This is a genomic window from Kitasatospora sp. NPDC057500 (assembly GCF_042802195.1).
Classification (GTDB): domain Bacteria; phylum Actinomycetota; class Actinomycetes; order Streptomycetales; family Streptomycetaceae; genus Kitasatospora.
In genome coordinates this window covers 50,658-67,093 of sequence record NZ_JBHVER010000014.1, presented here as the reverse complement: position 1 = coordinate 67,093, position 16,436 = coordinate 50,658, and the positions used below count along the sequence as shown (strand labels likewise).

Sequence of the window (16,436 nt, the reverse complement as noted above, 5' to 3'; positions counted from 1 at the left end):
TTCGTATCACGGACTGAAATGCGGGACCGCCGGTTCCGGCCACTCCTTACACTGGGTGGCGTGATCTCTCGAATCGATCTGCGCGGCTCGCTCGACGACCCGCGCGACCTGCTGCCCCGTGCCGACTTCGACGTCGCGGCCGCCCTGGAGACGGTGCGCCCGATCGCGGAGGACGTGCATCATCGCGGGGTGGCGGCGCTGATCGAGATCACCGAGCGCTTCGACGGCGTGCGGCTGGAGTCCACCCGGGTCCCCGCCGAGCAGATCGCCGAGGCCCTGGAGGGGCTGGAGCCGAAGGTGCGCGCCGCGCTGGAGGAGTCGATCCGCCGCGCCCGCATCGTGCACGGGGACCAGCGCCGCGAGGGGCACACCACCCAGGTGGTGCCGGGCGGCACGGTGACCCAGCGCTGGGTGCCGGTGGACCGGGTCGGGCTGTACGTGCCGGGCGGCCTGGCCGTCTACCCGTCCTCCGTTGTGATGAACGTGGTGCCGGCGCAGGAGGCGGGGGTCCGCGGCATCGCGGTGACCTCCCCGCCGCAGAAGGCCTTCGGCGGCCGGGTGCACCCGACCATCCTGGCGGCCTGCGCGCTGCTCGGCGTCACCGAGGTGTACGCGGTCGGCGGCGCCCAGGCGGTCGCCATGTTCGCGCTGGGCACCGAGGAGTGCGAGCCGGTGAACATGGTCACCGGCCCCGGCAACATCTACGTGGCCGCCGCCAAGCGCTACTTCGCCGGGCGGATCGGCATCGACTCCGAGGCCGGCCCGACCGAGATCGCCGTCCTCGCCGACGACAGCGCCGACCCGGTGGACGTCGCCGCCGACCTGATCAGCCAGGCCGAGCACGGCCCGACCTCGGGCTCGGTGCTGGTCACCGACTCGGTGGCGCTGGCCGACGCGGTCGAGGCCGAGCTGAAGGCCCAGGTCGCCCGCACCCGGCACAGCGAGCGGGTGGCCGAGGCGCTGGGCGGCCGGCAGTCCGGCATCATCCTGGTCGACGACCTGGAGCAGGGCCTGACCGTGGTCAACGCCTACGCGGCCGAGCACCTGGAGATCCAGACCCGCGACCCGCACGCGGTCGCCGCGAAGGTCCGCAACGCCGGCGCGATCTTCCTCGGCCGGTTCACCCCGGTCTCGCTCGGCGACTACGCGGCCGGCTCCAACCACGTGCTGCCCACCGGCGGCTGCGCCTGCCACTCCTCGGGCCTGTCCGTGCAGACCTTCCTGCGCGGCGTGCAGGTCGTCGAGTACGACCGCGAGGCGCTGGCCGGCATCGCCGAGCACGTCGTCAACCTGGCGAACGCCGAGGACCTGCCCGGTCACGGTGACGCGATCAAGGCCCGATTCGAGTGGAGTGTGCCGAGCGCGTGACCACCATCGACGACCTTCCCGTCCGGGACGAGCTGCGCGGCCAGTCGCCCTACGGCGCCCCGCAGCTCGACGTCCCGGTCCAGCTGAACACCAACGAGAACCCGTACCCGCTCCCCGAGGAGCTGGTCGCCCGGATCGCCGAGCGGGTCGCCGAGGCCGCCCGCCACCTCAACCGCTACCCCGACCGGGACGCGGTCGAGCTGCGCGAGGGCCTGGCGGCGTACCTCACCCGCACCACCGGCCACGCCGTCGCCCGGGAGAACGTCTGGGCCGCCAACGGCTCCAACGAGGTGCTCCAGCAGCTGCTGCAGACCTTCGGCGGCCCTGGCCGCACCGCGCTCGGCTTCGAGCCCTCGTACTCGATGCACGCGCTGATCTCCCGCGGCACCGGCACCGGCTGGATCTCCGGCCCCCGCAACGCCGACTTCACCATCGACCTGGACGCCGCCGCCGCGGCGATCGCCGAGCACCGCCCGCACGTGGTGTTCGTCTGCTCGCCGAACAACCCGACCGGCACCGCCGTCGAGGCCGGTACCGTGCTGCGGCTCTACGAGGCCGCGCAGGCCGCCCGGCCCAGCCTGGTGGTGGTCGACGAGGCGTACGTCGAGTTCTCGCACCGCGACTCGCTGCTGCCGCTGACCGAGGGCCGCCCCAACCTGGTGGTCTCCCGCACCATGTCCAAGGCCTTCGGCGCGGCCGGGCTGCGCCTGGGCTACCTGGCCGCCGACCCAGCGGTGGTGGACGCGGTGCAGCTGGTCCGTCTCCCCTACCACCTGTCGGCCGTCACCCAGGCCACCGCGCTGGCCTGCCTGGAGCACACCGACACCCTGCTCGGCTACGTCGGCCGGCTCAAGGAGGAGCGCGACCGGCTGGTCGAGGCGTTGCGCGGGCTCGGTCTGGAGGTGACCGACTCGGACGCCAACTTCGTCCAGTTCGGCCGCTTCGCCGACACCCACGCCGTCTGGCAGGCCATCCTCGACCACGGCGTCCTGGTCCGTGACAACGGCGTCCCGGGGTGGCTGCGCGTCACCGCCGGCACCCCCGCCGAGAACGACGCCTTCCTGGACGCCGTCGCCACAGTGATCAAGGAGCTGTAACCCGAATGACCCGCACCGGACGCGTCGAGCGCACCACCAAGGAGACCTCCGTCCTGGTCGAGATAGACCTGGACGGCACCGGCAAGACCGACATCTCCACGGGCGTCGGCTTCTACGACCACATGCTCGACCAGCTCGGCCGCCACGGCCTCTTCGACCTCACCGTGAAGACCGACGGCGACCTGCACATCGACACCCACCACACCATCGAGGACACCGCCCTCGCGCTCGGCGCCGCCTTCAAGCAGGCGCTCGGCGACAAGGTCGGCATCTACCGGTTCGGAAACTGCACCGTGCCGCTGGACGAGTCGCTCGCCCAGGTGACCGTCGACCTCTCCGGCCGCCCCTACCTGGTGCACAGCGAGCCGGAGAAGATGGCGCCGATGATCGGCACCTACGACACCACCATGACCCGGCACATCCTGGAGTCCTTCGTGGCCCAGGCGCAGATCGCCCTGCACGTCCACGTGCCGTACGGGCGCAACGCGCACCACATCGTGGAGTGCCAGTTCAAGGCGCTGGCCCGGGCCCTGCGCTACGCCGCCGAGCGCGACCCGCGCGCGGCCGGCATCCTCCCGTCGACCAAGGGTGCGCTGTGAGCAACTCCGCGATGATCCTGATCTTTGTCGGACTGTTCCTGGCCGGCGGCGTCATCTCGTTCTGGAAGCAGAAGCAGTCCAAGGGCGTCATCCTGGTGCTCGCGCTGGGCGCCGTGATGTGCCTGGGCTCGGGCCTCATGCGTCTGTAACCGTCGAGCGAACGAAAGACTGGACACCTGAACATGGGCAAGAACGTCGTGGTGCTCGACTACGGCTCGGGCAACCTCCGTTCGGCGCAGCGCGCCCTGGAGCGGACCGGGGCGAACGTCACCGTCACCTCCGACTACCGGACCGCGATGGACGCCGACGGCCTGCTGGTCCCCGGCGTCGGCGCCTTCGAGGCCTGCATGCGCGGACTGAAGTCGGTCCGCGGGGACTGGATCGTCGGGCGCCGGCTGGCCGGCGGCCGACCGGTCATGGGCATCTGCGTCGGCATGCAGATCCTCTTCGAGAAGGGCGTCGAGCACGGCGTGGAGACCGCCGGCTGCGACGAGTGGCCGGGCACGGTGGAGCCGCTGGAGGCGCCGGTCGTGCCGCACATGGGCTGGAACACCGTGGACGCCCCCGAGGGCAGCCGGATGTTCGCCGGCCTGGACGCGGACACCCGCTTCTACTTCGTCCACTCCTACGGGGTGCGCACCTGGGAGCTGGAGGCGCACAGCGCGCGGATCAACCCGCCGCTGGTCACCTGGGCCACCCACGGGCAGCCGTTCGTCGCGGCCGTCGAGAACGGCCCGCTGTGGGCCACCCAGTTCCACCCCGAGAAGTCCGGCGACGCCGGCGCCGCCCTGCTGACCAACTGGGTCAGCACCCTCTGACGACCCCCTGACGACGGAGTTGTAACACCATGAGCCGCCTCGAACTGCTGCCCGCCGTCGACGTCCGGGACGGCCAGGCCGTCCGCCTGGTCAAGGGCGCCTCCGGCACCGAGACCTCCTTCGGCGAGCCGCTCGCCGCCGCCCTCGCCTGGCAGGACGCCGGCGCCGAGTGGCTGCACCTGGTCGACCTCGACGCCGCCTTCGGCACCGGCTCCAACCGGGACCTGGTGCGCGAGATCACCGGCACCCTGGACATCAGGGTCGAGCTGTCCGGCGGCATCCGCGACGACGCCTCGCTCGCCGCCGCCCTGGCCACCGGCTGCACCCGGGTCAACCTCGGCACCGCCGCCCTGGAGAGCCCCGAGTGGGTCGCCAAGGCCATCGCCGAGCACGGCGACAAGATCGCCGTCGGCCTGGACGTGGTCGGCACCACCCTGCGCGGCCGCGGCTGGACCAGCGAGGGCGGCCAGCTCTTCGACGTGCTGGCCCGCCTGGACGCCGAGGGCTGCGCCCGCTACGTGGTCACCGACGTCAACCGGGACGGCACCCTGACCGGCCCCAACCTGCAGCTGCTGCGCGACGTCTGCGCCGCCACCGACAAGCCGGTGGTCGCCTCCGGCGGCGTCTCCTCGCTGGACGACCTGCGGGCGATTGCGGGCCTGGTCGGCGAGGGAGTCGAGGGCGCCATCGTGGGCAAGGCACTCTACGAGCAGAAGTTCACCCTCGGAGAGGCGTTGGAGGCGGTTTCGGGATGACGGAACGTCGGATCGTACGCGGCCGGGTCGGCGGGTTCTCGCACTGGGAGGACCTCCTCGGCGCGTCGCAGGCGGTCGCCGCCGGGGACCAGGTGCACGTGGCCGGCGCCAGGCCGCTGGTGGACGGCGTGCTGTACGGCGAGGGCGACCCCTACGAGCAGGCGAAGGCCGCCTTCGGCAACGCGCTGGAGGCCCTGGCCGCGTACGGTCTGACGGCGGACGACGCGGTCCGCACCCGGATGTACCTCACCCACGCCCGTGACATCGACGCGGCGGGCCGCGCCCACCACGAGCTCTTCGGCGCGGTGCGCCCGGTGGCCGCCGTCGTGGTGGTCGAGAGCCTGGTCGACTCGCGGATGCTCGTCGAGGTCGAACTCGACGCCCACCGCGCCGGACTCGCCGCGACCCTGGAAGCTCTGGAAGGCAATCAGCCGTGACCCTCGCAGTACGTGTCATCCCCTGCCTGGACGTCGACGCCGGCCGCGTGGTCAAGGGCGTCAACTTCCAGAACCTCCGTGACGCCGGGGACCCGGTCGAGATGGCCAAGCTCTACGACGCCGAGGGCGCCGACGAGCTGACCTTCCTCGACATCACCGCTTCCTCCGGTGACCGCGAGACCACCTACGACGTGGTCCGCCGCACCGCCGAGCAGGTCTTCATCCCGCTCACCGTCGGCGGCGGCATCCGCGCCGTCGAGGACGTCGACAAGCTGCTGCGGGCCGGCGCCGACAAGGTCGGCGTCAACACCGCCGCCATCGCCCGCCCCGAGCTGGTCCGGGAGATCGCCCAGCGGTTCGGCCGCCAGGTGCTGGTGCTCTCGGTGGACGCCCGCCGCTGCCCCGAGGGCACCGAGACCGCCTCCGGCTTCGAGGTCACCACGCACGGCGGCCGCAAGGGCACCGGCCTGGACGCCGTCGAGTGGGCCGGGCGCGCCGCCGAGCTGGGCGCGGGCGAGATCCTGCTCAACTCGATGGACGCCGACGGCACCAAGGACGGCTACGACCTGGAGCTGATCCGGGCCGTCCGCAAGACCGTCTCGGTGCCGGTGATCGCCTCCGGCGGCGCCGGGAAGCTCGCCGACTTCGCCCCGGCGGTGGAGGCCGGCGCGGACGCGGTGCTGGCCGCCAGCGTCTTCCACTTCGGCGACCTACGGATCGGCGAGGTCAAGAACGCGCTGCGGGAGGCCGGGCACCCGGTCCGCTGAAGCCCTCGTCCTCCCCGGCCAGCTCCAGCAGGCCGGGCAGCGAGAGCACGGTGGTGCTGCGCCGGCCCAGCCGGATCAGGCCGAGGCCGGCCAGCTCGTGCAGGGCGTGGTGGACCCGGCGCTCGCCGGCGCCGGTCAGCGCGGCCAGCTCGGCCTGGGTCAGCCGCGGGCGGACGGTGATGCCGACGCCGCGCGGGCCCGCGGTGCCGTACCGCAGGGCCAGGTCGGCCAGCTGACGGGCGAGCCGGCGTTGCACCGGTTCGGAGGCGAGGCCGACCAGGCGGCGGGTGGTGGTCCGGCCGCGGTGCACCAGGCAGCGGCTCAGCGCGATGCCGGCCGGGGCGTGGGCGCCGAGCCAGTGCAGCCAGTCGGGCTGGGAGATCCGGCGCACGGTGACCGGTCCGGCCGCGGTGACGGTCGCCGAGCGGGGCCGGCCGTCGAGGGCGGCGGCCTCGCCGACCACGTCCCCGTAGGCGCGGACGTCCAGCAGGGCGGTCGCGCCGGCGGTGTCCTCGACGGTGGCCTTGGCGAAGCCGGCCATCAGGAGCAGCACGAAGCCGCCGAGGTCCCGGTCCAGGATCAGCGTCTCGCCGTGGCCGTGCGAGCGCCGGGTGCCCAGCCGCAGGACGGCCTGCTCGGCGGCGAGCGCGGCGGGCGAGCCGTCGCGGCGCAGCTCGGCCAGCAGGGTGCCCTCGGGCCAGTCCCGGTCCGCTCCCGCACGCCGCACGGCGTCACCCCCTGCGCTGCCCGCACGCCCGCTCGGGAGGTTAGCGCAGGGGGTGCCGCCGCGGAAGCGGGTCAGGACTCCTTCGGCGGCTCTCCCTTGATCAGTGCGAAGGGGGCGCCGAACGGGTCGGCCAGCCAGGCGATCCGGCCGACGTCCGGGACGTCCTCCGGGCCCATCAGCACGGTGGCACCGGCGCCGGTGGCCCGGGCGACCGCGCCGTCCACGTCGGTGGCGCCGAAGTACGGCGTCCAGCTCGACGGCTGGTCCTGGTCCATCACGGGGGCGATGCCGCCGAAGCCGGTCTCCTGAAGGCCGCCCTCGGCCGGGGAGACCACCTTGTACGTCATGCCGGGCGCGGGGAAGTCCTCGGAGCGCCAGCCGAACACCTTCCGGTAGAAGGCGTAGCCCGCGTCCACCGCACCGGTGTGCAGCTCGACCCAGATCAGCGCGCCGTCCTCGGACACGACGTCCAGACCGCTGACCGTGCCGGGCTGCCAGACCGCGAACCGGGCGCCCTGCGGATCGGTCAGCTGGGCCATCCGGCCCGCGTCCATCACGTCGAAGGCCGGGACCCGGACGGTGCCGCCGGACTGCTCGACGGCCTTGGCGGCGGCCTCGGCGTCGGGCGCGTGGAAGTACGTCGTCCAGGCGGACCGGGCGCCCTCCTCGGTGAGCGGGCCGACGGCCGCGACCGTCCGCCCGCCCAACTGGAGGAAGCCGTAGCCGCCCGCCTCCGGACCGGCGGACCGGAAGGTCCAGCCGAAGACCGCCCCGTAGAAGGTCGCGGTGGCGGCGGGGTCCGGACTGCCGAGGTCGACCCAGCAGGGGGAGCCGGCGGGGAAGTCGGTGGTGAGCATGGTGGAGCGTCCCTTCGAGGGAGAGGGGAGCCGGTGCACGACGGGGCAGGACCGGGCGGTGACCCGCCCGGACTCTGCCATCTGCGAGTCTGCACCCCACCACTGACATCCGCAGCCGGGGCCCTTCGCGGGGGCTCCTACGGCAGCGGCAGGACGTGCCGCAGCGCCTCGACGGCGTCGGAGGGGCCGTCCACCGTCAGCTCGGCGTGGGCGCCGCGGCCGAAGGCGAAGAGCAGCAGCTCGCCCGGCTCGCCGGTGATCCGCACGGTCGGCGAGCCGGCCGGGCCGACGGTCAGGCCGCGGCCGTCCGGGCGGTTCAGCTCCAGCCGCACCGGGGAGCGGCGGCCCGCCTCCAGCCGGGCGATCAGCGGCAGGCGGCGCCAGAGCGCCTCGGCCCGCCCGGGCGGCGCGGGCCGCGGGCCGGGCTCGTCGCCGGCCCGGGCGACGTCCTCGGCGTGCACGTAGTACTCGACGGTGTTGGCCGCCTCGTCCGCGCCGGGCAGCGAGAACAGCGACAGCACCGGTGGGCCGGAGCGGAACAGCCGGACCAGCTCCTCGTAGGGCCGGTCGGCGTAGGACTCCTGCACCCGGTGGGTGTGGCCCGCCAGCGGGCCGATCCGGATGCCCGCGGCGGCGTCCGGCCGCCGCTCGCGGATCACCAGGTGGGCGGCGAGGTCCCGGGTGGACCACCCGGCGCAGAGGGTGGGCGCGTCCGGCCCGGCGGCGGCCAGCAGTTCGGCCAAGCGGTGGCGCTCGGCGAGGGCGTGGTTCGACATGCCTCCACCCTAAGAGGGCTGACGGCGGTTCAGCGCAGCCGGCCGGTGAGCTTGGTGGAACCCTGCCGGTTGCTCGCCGTCAGGACGCACATGTAGTCGCGCCAGCCCTGCTGGTAGAAGGTGTGGCTGGGGCCCACCGGGTAGCTGTAGTACGGCCCGCCGCCGCCCTGCCGGGCCTCGGCGGCGGCCTGCGCCTCCTTGCAGCCGTCCCGCATCGTGTTGGCCAGCTGGTAGTCGCCGGTCAGCCCCTCCGGCAGCAGCTGCCCGGCGATCGCCTCGCCGTCGTGCTTCTCCTCGCAGGGACGGGGCTCCGGCTTGGTGACCGTCTTGCTCAGCTGCGGGTGGTCCAGGCAGGTGCCGACCGGGAAGAAGCTGTACGGGACCACCTTGGACGGCGTCGGGGTGGGCGTCGGCGTGGGTGTGGGCGTCGGGGTGGGGGTCGGCGTGGCCGTGGTGGGGGAGGGCGGCGGCGGGGGCTTGGGCGCCGGATCGTCCTCGGGCCACAGCAGGACCGTCGCGACCACCGCGAGCAGGACCGCCAGCACCGCCGCGACGGTGATCAGCAGGCCCCGGGAGGGCCGGGTGTCGGAGTCGCCCCCCGGGCGGGGGCGGTCGTCGTCGCCCGACGGCCCGGCGGGTCCGGCGGCGCGCTGCTCGGAGCTCATGACCACGAGAATGGCGCAGACCGGGGCCGCCCGGCAGGCGGTTGGCACAACTCGTTCGATCGGATGGTCGGCCCGGCACCCGTCGTGCCGGTCCTGCCGCGGTTCACGGCGACGGCCGGGATCCGGACGGCCGCCCGGCCGTCCGGACCGGGCTGACACAATGGCCCCATGTCCACCTCACCCGCCGCCCCCGGCTCCACCGCCCTGGCCCCCGAGATCGCCGCCCGGCTCAAGCGCACCGACGACGGCCTGCTGCCGGCCGTCGCGCAGCAGTACGACACCGGCGAGGTGCTGATGCTGGGCTGGATGGACGACGAGGCGCTGCACCGCACCCTCACCACCGGCCGCTGCACCTACTGGAGCCGCAGCCGCCGGGAGTACTGGGTGAAGGGCGACACCTCCGGCCACGTCCAGGCGGTCAAGTCGGTCGCGCTGGACTGCGACGGCGACACCCTGCTGGTCAAGGTCGACCAGACCGGCGCCGCCTGCCACACCGGCGACCGCACCTGCTTCGACGCCGACGTGCTCCCGCTCGGCTGACCGCCCGGCCGACCACCCCCCTTCCGCCCCTCCGTCGTAAGGTGCCGCCCGTCATGGACCTCGAAGGCTTCCGCAAGCTCGCCGTCGACACCCGGGTCATCCCGGTCACCCGCAGGCTCCTCGCGGACGGCCTCACCCCGATCGGCCTCTACCGCAGCCTCGCCGGCGAGCGCCCCGGCACCTTCCTGCTGGAGTCCGCCGAGCAGGGCCGCAGCTGGTCGCGCTACTCCTTCGTGGGCGTCCGCAGCGCCGCCACCCTGACCGCGGGCCCGGACGGCGACGCCCGCTGGCTCGGCGCCCCGCCGGTCGGCATCCCCACCACCGGCGACCCGCTGGAGGTGCTGCGCGCCGCGCTCCAGGCCCTGCACACCCCGCGCAGCGCCGACGACGGCCTGCCGCCGCTCACCGGAGGCCTGGTCGGCTACCTCGGCTACGACGTGGTCCGCCGGCTGGAGAAGCTGCCCGACCTCAACCCGGACGACCTGAAGCTGCCCGAGCTGACCCTGCTGCTCGCCACCGACCTCGCCGTGCTCGACCACGCCGACGGCACCGTGCTGCTGATCGCCAACGCGGTCAACCACAACGACCTGGCCAGCGGCGCGGACGAGGCCTACGCGGACGCCGTCGCCCGGCTCGACGCGATGGAGGCCGACCTGCTCAAGCCGGTCGACCCGGGCCTGGCCACCTTCACCCCGAGCGGCCCCGGCGACGTCCGCTCGCCGTTCGGCGGGGCGCCCTACCGGGCCGCGGTGGAGGAGATCAAGGAGCGGATCCGGGCCGGCGAGGCGTTCCAGGTGGTGCCCTCGCAGCGGTTCGAGGCACCCTGCCCGGCCTCCGCGCTGGACGTCTACCGGGTCCTGCGCACCACCAACCCGAGCCCGTACATGTACCTGTTCCGCTTCCCCGGCCCGGACGGCGGCGCCGAGGGCGGCTTCGACGTGGTCGGCTCCAGCCCGGAGGCGCTGGTCAAGGTCACCGACGGCGAGGCGATGCTGCACCCGATCGCCGGCACCCGGCACCGCGGCGCCACCCCGCAGGAGGACTCCGAGCTGGCCGCCGAACTGCTCGCCGACCCCAAGGAGCGGGCCGAGCACCTGATGCTGGTCGACCTCGGGCGCAACGACCTCGGGCGGGTCTGCGAGCCGGGCAGCGTCGAGGTCGTCGACTTCATGCAGATCGAGCGCTACAGCCACGTGATGCACATCGTCTCCACGGTGACCGGCCGGGTCGCCGAGGGGCGGACCGCCTTCGACGTGCTGACCGCCTGCTTCCCGGCCGGCACCCTGTCCGGCGCGCCCAAGCCGCGGGCGATGCGGATCATCGAGGAGCTGGAGCCCACCCGCCGCGGCCTGTACGGCGGTTGCGTCGGCTACCTGGACTTCGCCGGCGACTCCGACACCGCGATCGCCATCCGCACCGCGGTGCTGCGCGACGGCACCGCGTACGTCCAGGCCGGCGCCGGCGTGGTGGCCGACTCCGACCCGCACGGCGAGGACACCGAATGCCGCAACAAGGCCGCCGCCGTCCTGCGCGCGGTGGCCACGGCGAATACGCTGCGTAAGCCGTAGCACGCCGGCCCCCGCGCGGGTCGCGGGGACCGCCGCGGCGGAAAGGGGCAGCAGGATGCCGGACGTGCAGCGGCGGATCGTGACCGCCGCCAGGGAGCAGCTCGTGCGGCAGCCGGGCGGCCACGGCGGCGTGCTCGCCGATGTGCGGCTGGAGGGGCGGGCGGCCGCGCTGGTGCTGCTCGCCCCGGGCGCGGTGCCGGACCCCGCCGGGCACTACCGGGCCGTCGACGCGCTGGTGGTGCTGGACGTGCTCCCGGCGCCGGAGCGGGCCGAGCGCCACCGCTTCCACGCCGCCGCGGGCGTCCCGCTGTACGTCGTGGTGGATCCGGGGGAGGGGGTCTGCACGGTGCACAGCCGTCCGCTGCCCGGCGTCGGGTACCGGGAGGCGGAGCGGGTGCCGTTCGGGAACGATCTCTTCCTGCCGCTGGCGGAGCGGACGCTGGTGCTGGAGACCGGCGACTTCCCCACCGAGCCGTCCACCCCGGGTGCGGCGGCGGGGTGAGGCCGGGGGACACTGGTGCGGTGAGCGCTGAAGCCCCTGCCGACACCGTGCCCGCCGACCCCGCCGCCGCACCGCCGCCCGCCGCGCGGGCCGGGCGGCGCACGCTCGCGGTGATGCTGCTGCTCACCGCGCTGGGCGTGGTGCTGGTGCTGACCGCCGCCGGCCGGGTCTGGGCCGAGGGGACGGCGGGGACCCTGGAGGTCTCCGTCACCGGCGGGAAGATCTCCGAACTGCCCGCCGGGCTGGCGCTGGTGGCGCTGGCGGCGGCGGTCGCGGTGTTCGCGGTGCGCGGCGCGGGCCGGCTCGCGGTGGGGGTGCTGACCCTGCTGGCCGGGCTGGGCGCGGCGGCCGCCGCCGTGGCGGGCGCCGGGGACACCGCCGCGCTGGACGCCGAGGCGGCCCGCAAGCTCGCGCTGACCGGCTCGGCCGCGACCGGGGTCGGGCACACCGCCTGGCCGTGGGTGGCGCTGCTGGGCGGGCTGCTGCTGGCGGTGGCCGGGCTGCTGACCGTCCGGTTCGGGCGCGGCTGGCCGGCCATGGGCAGCCGCTACGAGGCACCCGGCGGCAAGGCCCCGGCCAAGCGGAAGGCAGCCGCGGAGAGCCCGGCGGACCTGTGGAAGGCGCTGGACCGGGGCGAGGACCCGACGGCCGGCTGACCGGCCGCGGACGGGCCCGCGCACTGTGACGCGATAGACCCGCCACCCCCTTTGGGACGCCGGTGTGTGGCCCGGCACAATGGAGACGTCAATGGGACACGTCAACCCGTGAGGGGCCGAGCAGGCCCGGCCCGGGCCCCGAGAGCGTAGGAGCACCATCCAATGGCAGCAGCAGCACACGGCCACAACCCCGCCGCCTGGACCGGGGTGACCATCTCGTTCCTCGGTTTCTGCGTCGCGGGCGTCGCGATGATCCTGCCGTCGGTGCTGCTCACCTGGGCGGGCCTCGGGGTCGTCCTGCTCGGCGGCGTGGTCGGCAAGGCCATGTCGATGGCGGGCATGGGCAAGCAGCCCAGCACGAACGTGTACACCCACGAGGAGCAGGCCGCGCTGGCCGCCGCCTCGGCCTGATCCACCGGCACCTCGCGCGAACGGCGGCCCACGGGCCGCCGTTCCGCTTCTCCCGCCCGGGCCGGGCCGAAGGGGCGCGCCCGGGCTCCGGGGCGGGCACAATCATGGGCGTGAACGCCGCCCCCGCCCCCACCGCCTCCGCCCGGCCCTCCGCGCCGCGCCGGCTGGTGCCGCCGCTGGCCGCAGCCGCGGCCGTGGCCATTCCCGCCGGGTACATCGCCGCGGTGGACCCGAACGTGCCCGGGCACTACCCGGACTGCCCCTTCCTCGCGGCCACCGGCTGGTGGTGCCCCGGCTGCGGCGGGCTGCGCTGCGTGCACGCGCTGACCCACGGGGACCTCAGCGCGGCGCTGCACGACAACGCGGTGGCGGTGCTGCTGTTCGCCGTGCTGGGGGTGCTGTGGGCGCGCTGGCTCTGGGCGGCGGTGCGCGGCCGGCCCGGGCCCGGGCTCGCGCTCGGGGCCCGCCGCTGGGTGCTGGTGGGGCTGCTCGTGCTGGTCTTCACGGTGGTCCGCAACCTGCCGGTCGGTGCCGGCCTGGCCCCGCCGCCGGTCTGACCGCCGCGGTGGCGACGGTGTGAAGCCGCAGCTCGCGGCGGTGCCCGGGGGTCCGTTCCGTGAGACGCGCGCCGGGTGGATGCGCTGTGCGCTCCCCCTTGCCGATACCATCGAAGGGCCGGAGGCCCGCTGGCCGTCCGGCTCCTCGCTAGCAGAACCAGGACTAGCAGACATGATGGGGGCGCCCGAGTGAGTGTGCTCGACTCGATCGTCGAAGGGGTCCGCGAGGACCTCGCCGAGCGGCAGGCCCGGGTCTCGCTGGACGAGCTCAAGGAGCTCGCAGCCAAGGCCCCGGACGCCAAGGACGGCGTGGCGGCCCTGCGCGGCGACGGTGTCCGGGTGATCTGCGAGGTCAAGCGCTCCAGCCCGTCCAAGGGCGCGCTGGCCACGATCGCGGACCCGGCGTCGCTGGCGATCGACTACGCGGCCGGCGGTGCCGCCGCGATCAGCGTGCTGACCGAGCAGCGCCGCTTCGGCGGGTCGCTGGCCGACCTGGACGCCGTCCGGGCCGCCGTCGACACCCCGCTGCTCCGCAAGGACTTCATCGTCACCGCCTACCAGCTGTGGGAGGCCCGCGCGCACGGCGCCGACCTCGCGCTGCTGATCGTCGCGGCCCTCGACCAGCCGGCCCTGGTGTCGCTGATCGAGCGCGCCGGGTCGATCGGCCTCACCCCGCTGGTCGAGGTGCACGACGAGGAGGAGATCAAGCGCGCGGTGGACGCCGGTGCGCGGATCATCGGCGTCAACGCCCGCAACCTCAAGACCCTTGAGGTGGACCGCAACACCTTCGGCAACGTCGTCCACGCGATCCCGGACGGCATCGTCAAGGTCGCCGAGTCCGGGGTGCGCGGCCCGCTGGACGTCATCTCCTACGCCAACCTGGGCGCGGACGCGGTGCTGGTCGGCGAGTCGCTGGTGACCGGCAAGGACCCGCGGGCCGCGGTGGCCGACCTGGTCGCGGCCGGCGCCCACCCGGCGATCCGGCACAAGGACTGACGCCGCCGCCATGAAGATCGCCACCCGTCTCGCCCCCGGCTGCCGCCCGCGCGGCTGCCGCGCGCCCGCGCGCCGGGTGCTGGGGCGGCGGGTGCGGTACGTGATCGGCTGCGAGCCCGGGCAGGTGCCGGGGCGGCGATGGCGGGTGACGTCCGGCTGACCGCAGCCGACAGACGTCACCGTCAACCGTCGTCATCTTCCCGAGGGACTCCACCATGTCCGAACGGTCCGACAAGGACTACCTGCCCGGCGCCGAGGTGCCGGACGCGCGCGGCTACTTCGGCGCGTACGGCGGCCGCTTCATCCCGGAGGCGCTGGTCGCCGCCGTGGAGCAGGTCGCCGAGGAGTACGAGAAGGCCAAGGCCGACCCGGCCTTCGCCGCCGAACTCGACGCGCTGCTCAAGGACTACACCGGCCGCCCCAGCCCGCTGACCGATGTGCACCGCTTCTCCGCCGAGGCGGGCGGCGCGCGCATCCTGCTCAAGCGCGAGGACCTCAACCACACCGGCTCGCACAAGATCAACAACGTGCTGGGCCAGGCCCTGCTCACCAAGCGGATGGGCAAGACCCGGATCATCGCCGAGACCGGCGCCGGCCAGCACGGCGTGGCCACCGCCACCGCCTGCGCGCTGTTCGGCTTCGACTGCACCATCTACATGGGCGAGGTCGACACCCGGCGGCAGGCGCTGAACGTCGCCCGGATGCGGATGCTCGGCGCCGAGGTGGTGGCCGTGACCTCCGGCAGCCGCACCCTCAAGGACGCCATCAACGAGGCGTTCCGCGACTGGGTCGCCAACGTCGACTCCACCCACTACCTGTTCGGCACCGTGGCCGGCCCGCACCCCTTCCCGATGATGGTCCGCGACTTCCACCGGGTCATCGGCGTGGAGGCCCGCGAGCAGGTGCTGGAGCGCACCGGGCGGCTGCCCGACGCCGTCGTCGCCTGCGTGGGCGGCGGCTCCAACGCGATGGGCATCTTCCACGAGTTCATCCCGGACGCCGGGGTGCGGCTGATCGGCTGCGAGGCGGCCGGCGAGGGCGCCGAGACCCCGCGGCACGCGGCCACCCTCACCAAGGGCGACCCGGGCGTGCTGCACGGCTCGCGCACCTACGTCCTCCAGGACGAGGACGGCCAGACCATCGAGTCGCACTCGATCTCGGCCGGCCTCGACTACCCGGGCGTCGGCCCGGAGCACGCCTGGCTGAAGGACACCGGGCGGGCCGAGTACCGGCCGGTCACCGACGACGCCGCCATGCAGGCGCTGCGGCTGCTGTCCCGCACCGAGGGCATCATCCCGGCCATCGAGAGCGCGCACGCGCTGGCCGGCGCCCTGGAGCTGGGCCGCGAGCTCGGGCCCGGGGCCACCATCCTGGTCTCGCTCTCCGGGCGCGGGGACAAGGACATGCACACCGCCGCCGAGTACTTCGGCCTCTACGACGAGCCGGGCGCCGGCTCCGCCCACGGGGGTAAGTGACCATGGCTTCGAAGCTCAGCGGCATCCTGGCCGCCGCCAAGGCGGAGGACCGCGCCGCGCTGATCGGCTACCTCCCGGCCGGCTTCCCGTCGGTGGACGGCGGCGTCCGGGCGGTCAACGCGCTGATCGAGGGCGGCTGCGACGTCGTCGAGGTCGGCCTGCCGCACTCCGACCCGGTGCTGGACGGCCCGACCATCCAGACCGCCGACGACATCGCGCTGCGGGCCGGCGTGCGGATCAAGGACGTGCTGCGCACCGTCCAGGAGGTCGCCGCCGCGCACCCCGCCGCGGCGGTGCTGGTGATGACCTACTGGAACCCGGTGGACCGGTACGGCGTCGCGCGGTTCGCCGCCGACCTGGCCGCTGCCGGCGGGGCGGGCTGCATCCTGCCGGACCTGCCGGTGGAGGAGTCCGAGGAGTGGCGCAAGGCCGCCGGGGAGCACGGTCTCGACACCGTGTTCGTGGTCGCGCCGAGCAGCAAGGACAAGCGGCTGGCCGAGGTCACGGCGGCCGGCAGCGGCTTCGTGTACGCGGCCGCGGTGATGGGCGTGACCGGCAGCCGGGCGCAGGTCGGCGACCTGGCCGAGGACCTGGTCGCCCGGACCAGGGCCGCCACCGAGCTGCCGGTCTGCGTCGGCCTCGGCGTGTCGACCCGTGAGCAGGCCGCGCAGGTGGCCGGGTTCGCGGACGGCGTGATCGTCGGCTCGGCGTTCGTGCAGCGGATCCTGGACGCGGACGGGGACGAGCAGGCCGGGCTGGACGCGGTGCGCGCCCTGGCCGGCGAGCTGGCGCAGGGCGTCCGCCGGCGGTAGCCGCCCCTTCGCACGCGGTGCCCGACGGCCCGTCACCCCGCCCGGGGTGGCGG

General features: G+C 74.5%; 22 protein-coding genes. 18 read left to right on the top strand and 4 right to left on the bottom strand.

Translation table 11 applies throughout. The features are described from left to right. Positions 1–60: 60 nt before the first annotated feature. Genes hisD through hisF form a run of 8 tightly spaced genes read left to right on the top strand, consistent with a single transcriptional unit; the run spans position 61 to position 5,841 of the window. Positions 61–1,368: a histidinol dehydrogenase gene (hisD, locus tag ACFU74_RS05505; RefSeq protein WP_380752114.1), complete on the top strand. Its 1,308-nt coding sequence runs from the start codon at positions 61–63 to the stop codon at positions 1,366–1,368. After that, positions 1,365–2,465 (top strand): histidinol-phosphate transaminase, encoded by a 1,101-nt coding sequence (locus ACFU74_RS05500; protein WP_380752111.1) that lies wholly within the window; start codon positions 1,365–1,367, stop codon positions 2,463–2,465. The genes hisD and ACFU74_RS05500 overlap by 4 nt, the downstream gene beginning before the upstream one ends. A gap of 5 nt (positions 2,466–2,470) precedes the next feature. Next, positions 2,471–3,064 (top strand): imidazoleglycerol-phosphate dehydratase HisB, encoded by a 594-nt coding sequence (gene hisB / locus ACFU74_RS05495; protein WP_380752108.1) that lies wholly within the window; start codon positions 2,471–2,473, stop codon positions 3,062–3,064. Positions 3,065–3,075: 11 nt separating this feature from the next. Next, entirely contained in the window at positions 3,076–3,213 is a 138-nt protein-coding gene (locus tag ACFU74_RS05490; RefSeq protein ID WP_380752105.1) for a hypothetical protein, read from the top strand. 33 nt (positions 3,214–3,246) lie between these two features. Next, entirely contained in the window at positions 3,247–3,882 is a 636-nt protein-coding gene (hisH, locus tag ACFU74_RS05485) for an imidazole glycerol phosphate synthase subunit HisH (RefSeq protein ID WP_380752102.1), read from the top strand. A 29-nt stretch (positions 3,883–3,911) separates the two neighbouring features. Next, positions 3,912–4,637 carry a bifunctional 1-(5-phosphoribosyl)-5-((5-phosphoribosylamino)methylideneamino)imidazole-4-carboxamide isomerase/phosphoribosylanthranilate isomerase PriA gene (gene priA, locus ACFU74_RS05480; RefSeq protein WP_380752099.1) on the top strand — a complete coding sequence of 242 codons (726 nt, stop codon included), beginning with the start codon at positions 3,912–3,914 and terminating at the stop codon, positions 4,635–4,637. Then, the gene (locus ACFU74_RS05475) at positions 4,634–5,074 is read left to right on the top strand and encodes a Rid family hydrolase (protein ID WP_380752096.1); all 441 of its coding nucleotides are present in this window, start codon (positions 4,634–4,636) and stop codon (positions 5,072–5,074) included. The genes priA and ACFU74_RS05475 overlap by 4 nt, the downstream gene beginning before the upstream one ends. Continuing rightward, positions 5,071–5,841 (top strand): imidazole glycerol phosphate synthase subunit HisF, encoded by a 771-nt coding sequence (hisF, locus tag ACFU74_RS05470; RefSeq protein ID WP_380752093.1) that lies wholly within the window; start codon positions 5,071–5,073, stop codon positions 5,839–5,841. Before ACFU74_RS05475 ends, hisF begins: the two co-directional genes overlap by 4 nt. Here hisF and ACFU74_RS05465 read toward each other — a convergent pair. From ACFU74_RS05465 to ACFU74_RS05450, 4 genes are all read right to left on the bottom strand, one after another. Beyond that, positions 5,801–6,568: a Crp/Fnr family transcriptional regulator gene (locus ACFU74_RS05465; RefSeq protein WP_380752090.1), complete on the bottom strand. Its 768-nt coding sequence runs from the start codon at positions 6,566–6,568 to the stop codon at positions 5,801–5,803. The two genes, hisF and ACFU74_RS05465, sit on opposite strands and share 41 nt — an antisense overlap. 71 nt (positions 6,569–6,639) lie before the next feature. After that, a complete protein-coding gene (locus ACFU74_RS05460) occupies positions 6,640–7,425 on the bottom strand; it encodes a VOC family protein (RefSeq protein WP_380752087.1) in 786 nt (261 codons plus the stop codon). Positions 7,426–7,562: 137 nt separating this feature from the next. Then, on the bottom strand, positions 7,563–8,201 hold the full coding sequence (locus ACFU74_RS05455; protein ID WP_380752084.1) for a TIGR03085 family metal-binding protein: 639 nt from the start codon (positions 8,199–8,201) through the stop codon (positions 7,563–7,565). A 29-nt stretch (positions 8,202–8,230) separates the two neighbouring features. Next, positions 8,231–8,866 (bottom strand): hypothetical protein, encoded by a 636-nt coding sequence (locus ACFU74_RS05450; protein WP_380752081.1) that lies wholly within the window; start codon positions 8,864–8,866, stop codon positions 8,231–8,233. A 168-nt stretch (positions 8,867–9,034) separates the two neighbouring features. Here ACFU74_RS05450 and hisI point away from each other — a divergent pair, with 168 nt between their 5' ends. The 10 genes from hisI (at position 9,035) to trpA (ending at position 16,383) form a co-directional block, all read left to right on the top strand. Then, positions 9,035–9,406 carry a phosphoribosyl-AMP cyclohydrolase gene (gene hisI, locus ACFU74_RS05445; protein ID WP_380752078.1) on the top strand — a complete coding sequence of 124 codons (372 nt, stop codon included), beginning with the start codon at positions 9,035–9,037 and terminating at the stop codon, positions 9,404–9,406. Between the two features lie 53 nt (positions 9,407–9,459). Further along, positions 9,460–10,974 carry an anthranilate synthase component I gene (locus tag ACFU74_RS05440; RefSeq protein ID WP_380752075.1) on the top strand — a complete coding sequence of 505 codons (1,515 nt, stop codon included), beginning with the start codon at positions 9,460–9,462 and terminating at the stop codon, positions 10,972–10,974. 55 nt (positions 10,975–11,029) lie between these two features. Next, entirely contained in the window at positions 11,030–11,476 is a 447-nt protein-coding gene (locus tag ACFU74_RS05435; protein ID WP_380752073.1) for a hypothetical protein, read from the top strand. A gap of 20 nt (positions 11,477–11,496) precedes the next feature. Next, positions 11,497–12,132, top strand: a complete 636-nt coding sequence (locus ACFU74_RS05430; protein WP_380752070.1) for a TIGR02234 family membrane protein — start codon at positions 11,497–11,499, stop codon at positions 12,130–12,132. A 162-nt stretch (positions 12,133–12,294) separates the two neighbouring features. Further along, positions 12,295–12,543: an HGxxPAAW family protein gene (locus ACFU74_RS05425; protein ID WP_380752067.1), complete on the top strand. Its 249-nt coding sequence runs from the start codon at positions 12,295–12,297 to the stop codon at positions 12,541–12,543. Between the two features lie 104 nt (positions 12,544–12,647). Continuing rightward, on the top strand, positions 12,648–13,100 hold the full coding sequence (locus ACFU74_RS05420; RefSeq protein ID WP_380752064.1) for a DUF2752 domain-containing protein: 453 nt from the start codon (positions 12,648–12,650) through the stop codon (positions 13,098–13,100). A gap of 189 nt (positions 13,101–13,289) precedes the next feature. Next, positions 13,290–14,096 carry an indole-3-glycerol phosphate synthase TrpC gene (gene trpC, locus ACFU74_RS05415; RefSeq protein ID WP_380752061.1) on the top strand — a complete coding sequence of 269 codons (807 nt, stop codon included), beginning with the start codon at positions 13,290–13,292 and terminating at the stop codon, positions 14,094–14,096. Between the two features lie 10 nt (positions 14,097–14,106). Further along, positions 14,107–14,256 (top strand): tryptophan biosynthesis modulator TrpM, encoded by a 150-nt coding sequence (trpM, locus tag ACFU74_RS05410; RefSeq protein WP_374119904.1) that lies wholly within the window; start codon positions 14,107–14,109, stop codon positions 14,254–14,256. 55 nt (positions 14,257–14,311) lie between these two features. Further along, the gene (trpB, locus tag ACFU74_RS05405; protein WP_380752057.1) at positions 14,312–15,571 is read left to right on the top strand and encodes a tryptophan synthase subunit beta; all 1,260 of its coding nucleotides are present in this window, start codon (positions 14,312–14,314) and stop codon (positions 15,569–15,571) included. 2 nt (positions 15,572–15,573) lie between these two features. After that, the gene (gene trpA, locus ACFU74_RS05400) at positions 15,574–16,383 is read left to right on the top strand and encodes a tryptophan synthase subunit alpha (RefSeq protein WP_380752054.1); all 810 of its coding nucleotides are present in this window, start codon (positions 15,574–15,576) and stop codon (positions 16,381–16,383) included. Positions 16,384–16,436 lie beyond the last annotated feature (53 nt).

What these genes read in the sequence shown, in the direction of transcription:
- hisB (WP_380752108.1), top strand. Translation starts at nt 2,471, where the DNA reads ATGACCCGCACCGGACGCGTCGAGCGCACCACCAAGGAGACCTCCGTC.
- ACFU74_RS05490 (WP_380752105.1), top strand. Translation starts at nt 3,076, where the DNA reads ATGATCCTGATCTTTGTCGGACTGTTCCTGGCCGGCGGCGTCATCTCG.
- hisH (WP_380752102.1), top strand. Translation starts at nt 3,247, where the DNA reads ATGGGCAAGAACGTCGTGGTGCTCGACTACGGCTCGGGCAACCTCCGT.
- priA (WP_380752099.1), top strand. Translation starts at nt 3,912, where the DNA reads ATGAGCCGCCTCGAACTGCTGCCCGCCGTCGACGTCCGGGACGGCCAG.
- ACFU74_RS05475 (WP_380752096.1), top strand. Translation starts at nt 4,634, where the DNA reads ATGACGGAACGTCGGATCGTACGCGGCCGGGTCGGCGGGTTCTCGCAC.
- ACFU74_RS05460 (WP_380752087.1), bottom strand. Translation starts at nt 7,425, where the DNA reads ATGCTCACCACCGACTTCCCCGCCGGCTCCCCCTGCTGGGTCGACCTC.
- ACFU74_RS05455 (WP_380752084.1), bottom strand. Translation starts at nt 8,201, where the DNA reads ATGTCGAACCACGCCCTCGCCGAGCGCCACCGCTTGGCCGAACTGCTG.
- ACFU74_RS05450 (WP_380752081.1), bottom strand. Translation starts at nt 8,866, where the DNA reads ATGAGCTCCGAGCAGCGCGCCGCCGGACCCGCCGGGCCGTCGGGCGAC.
- hisI (WP_380752078.1), top strand. Translation starts at nt 9,035, where the DNA reads ATGTCCACCTCACCCGCCGCCCCCGGCTCCACCGCCCTGGCCCCCGAG.
- ACFU74_RS05440 (WP_380752075.1), top strand. Translation starts at nt 9,460, where the DNA reads ATGGACCTCGAAGGCTTCCGCAAGCTCGCCGTCGACACCCGGGTCATC.
- ACFU74_RS05435 (WP_380752073.1), top strand. Translation starts at nt 11,030, where the DNA reads ATGCCGGACGTGCAGCGGCGGATCGTGACCGCCGCCAGGGAGCAGCTC.
- ACFU74_RS05425 (WP_380752067.1), top strand. Translation starts at nt 12,295, where the DNA reads ATGGCAGCAGCAGCACACGGCCACAACCCCGCCGCCTGGACCGGGGTG.
- ACFU74_RS05420 (WP_380752064.1), top strand. Translation starts at nt 12,648, where the DNA reads ATGGGCGTGAACGCCGCCCCCGCCCCCACCGCCTCCGCCCGGCCCTCC.
- trpM (WP_374119904.1), top strand. Translation starts at nt 14,107, where the DNA reads ATGAAGATCGCCACCCGTCTCGCCCCCGGCTGCCGCCCGCGCGGCTGC.
- trpB (WP_380752057.1), top strand. Translation starts at nt 14,312, where the DNA reads ATGTCCGAACGGTCCGACAAGGACTACCTGCCCGGCGCCGAGGTGCCG.
- trpA (WP_380752054.1), top strand. Translation starts at nt 15,574, where the DNA reads ATGGCTTCGAAGCTCAGCGGCATCCTGGCCGCCGCCAAGGCGGAGGAC.